Raw genomic sequence first — 2,398 nt, forward strand, 5'->3', positions numbered from 1 at the left:
TCTTCCGATCTCGACAGTTTTTCAATATGTCCCGCGCTGTGCCAGCTGAGACCGAGCGCCATCAAAATGAAGCAGAGCGCGTTGGCGATATTGAACCAAACCTTGGGCCAGCGCAAAAAATTATCCAACACAAAAAAAGCGACCATGCGCCCGCCGTGCATTTGGTAATGACGCGCGAGGGACGTCATGACGTCATGAAAGCTTTCGATCGGCACCAGCGTTTGCCAAATCAGCGCGTACTCATAATCATCGCGGTGCCAAGGCGTCCAGTTGTTCAGAGCGAACATGTAGATAAACGCGGCGCCAAGCAGCAACCAGCCGCCGTAGCGACGCCACCAAGATAAGTGAGAAGAAGTTCGGTTCATATCATTTCCTTTGTTTTACTTTACTGTCGATCGTTTTCGTCACGCGGCTCTTCAAAAAGAGCCGTCAGGTCGGCATCCGCCAATGATTTTTGACGTTCCGCCGCTTCGTCATCGGGAAAATACGCGGAGGCTTCGATTGGCGTATCATCCGGAAAATATTGGACATAGGCGCTTTCCACGCGAAACAAATCCTGACGGGCGCTGAATGTTCGGCGTGCGTGTTCCAAAATCAAGCGCGCCTGAATACGCGCCGCTTTGCGAATCGCTTCCTCGGGCGCATGGCGCGAAACCGCATACATAATGTGCAACGCCTGCATGGATATACCTGCATTTTGGTCGCTGTCGCGAATGATGCCGTCAAAGGAACGATAGATGAAATCCGTTTCCTGCAGAGGTTGCATGCCGACGCGATCGTAGACGGTCATGTTGTCGCGCGGCGCGGTAGCGTCCAGCAACAATTTCGCCATCAGATTCATCACCGCTATCACCGAACCGGGATCGTTCATCGAGGGGGAAATCGAGCGTTGCGCGATTTCTTTTAACACGATAAAACCGAAACGAGGATCCTGTTCATAACTGCGCGTCGGCTTAACGATAAAGAAACTGCGTAAAAGCGACAGATCTTCTTCCGTCAACGAGTTCGAACCGTCATTCAGGTAAATATCCGCCAGCGGTTCGCCTCGATACAGAAAGTCACCCGGATTCAAGCGAATGAAAACATGCGCGTCATGTTTTTTCGCCCACTCCTGTAAAAGGTCCAAATGAAGCTGCGCGAACTCGCCCGTCTCGGCGCAAATAAAATGCGCATCCGGCAGCGCGTCTTTAGCCGGCACCCATGTGGCGCCGAGGTTAGGCAGGCTGCGATAACGGCGCATGGTCTCTGCCGCTTTGGCGTATACCTTACCCATCGTGTCGCCCAAGTGTCCGAGTGTCGATAGTACCTGCACCCAGCGGATCAGTACAACAATCAGGTAGGCGATGACGACAATCGTGCTGAGGAAAAAGAGGAAGCGGCCGTTTTGCGCGAAGGAACCGCTTCCTAAGGCGATCTTTGTGATAATGGCATAAATAAATGTCGAAATGAAACTGGCGATGGCGAGTCGGGTGCTGTCGTCCGCCATGACGAGTTCGACGGAACGCGGGGTCGCACCGCGTGACGCGGAAGAAAACGCATTCTCCATAATGGAAAGAGAAAACGTGGTGACCGCCAGCATGCTTGACGCCAAAATGGTCAACAGGCCATCGATCGTGCGCGACGGAATATCGGGAAACAAGTTGGTCGGCAGATAACGTGTGCTGACGAGCACCGCGATGACATATACGATAACAAACAGTGCGCCTTTGGCGGGTTGCCACCAAATGGTATTGCGCGGTTGTTTCAGCCAACTGAAAAATTTTAATGTAGTCAATATGGTACCGCCTTTTGCCGAATCCTTTACGAGCCAATGAAAACAAATAATTCTTACCGTTATTATACCACTGACGGCGCGTTCTCACGGCTAAACGGCGCAAAAGCAAGGCGCGAGCGCATCGGGAAGGACGGCTTTCGCAATAGCGCAAACGAAACGCGAGATATGTTTGCGCAATAAAAAGCTCCCGGATTCGGGAGCTTTGAATGTCATCGAAATCAACATAAAATTGGAGCGGGTGAAGGGAATCGAACCCTCTACATTCAGCTTGGGAAGCTGACGTTCTACCGATGAACTACACCCGCTTGACGGTACATATTATAGCATATTTACCGTCCTCTACCAAGTGAAGGTAAGCGTCGCGACGCTTTTCCATTATTTCAAAATGACTTTGTGGACCTGGGCCGCGATGAGTTTTTCACCGTTCGGTTCCGCGGCGAGCATGTTGAGGAACATGTAGGAAAGTTGCGAGCCGATATAGTTGCGGAAGTGGTTGAAACGCGCGCCTTCGAGATCGGCAGCGCTCATGCCGTAATCGCGTTTGGCGATTTCTTTCAGAATCGCCACGCTCTTTTGCGCGGCCGGCGTAGAGAGTACCCAGTCATGGTCGCCCAAGTGAACGAT

Annotated in this window: 3 protein-coding genes and 1 tRNA gene; all 4 read right to left on the reverse strand. The window is 52.0% G+C overall.

Annotated elements, in window-relative coordinates; genetic code table 11:
• On the reverse strand, positions 1-365 hold a 365-nt coding region (locus RDN69_RS06075; protein WP_288218381.1), incomplete at its 3' end, for a DUF6056 family protein.
• Positions 366-385: 20 nt separating this feature from the next.
• Positions 386-1,774 carry a DUF2254 domain-containing protein gene (locus RDN69_RS06080; RefSeq protein WP_052098600.1) on the reverse strand — a complete coding sequence of 463 codons (1,389 nt, stop codon included), beginning with the start codon at positions 1,772-1,774 and terminating at the stop codon, positions 386-388.
• Between the two features lie 230 nt (positions 1,775-2,004).
• Positions 2,005-2,079 (reverse strand) — tRNA-Gly (locus RDN69_RS06085).
• A 70-nt stretch (positions 2,080-2,149) separates the two neighbouring features.
• The coding region (locus RDN69_RS06090) for a hypothetical protein (RefSeq protein ID WP_288218382.1) at positions 2,150-2,398 on the reverse strand (249 nt) is incomplete at its 5' end.

Source organism: uncultured Negativicoccus sp., assembly GCF_902480485.1.
Lineage (GTDB): Bacteria > Bacillota > Negativicutes > Veillonellales > Negativicoccaceae > Negativicoccus > Negativicoccus succinicivorans.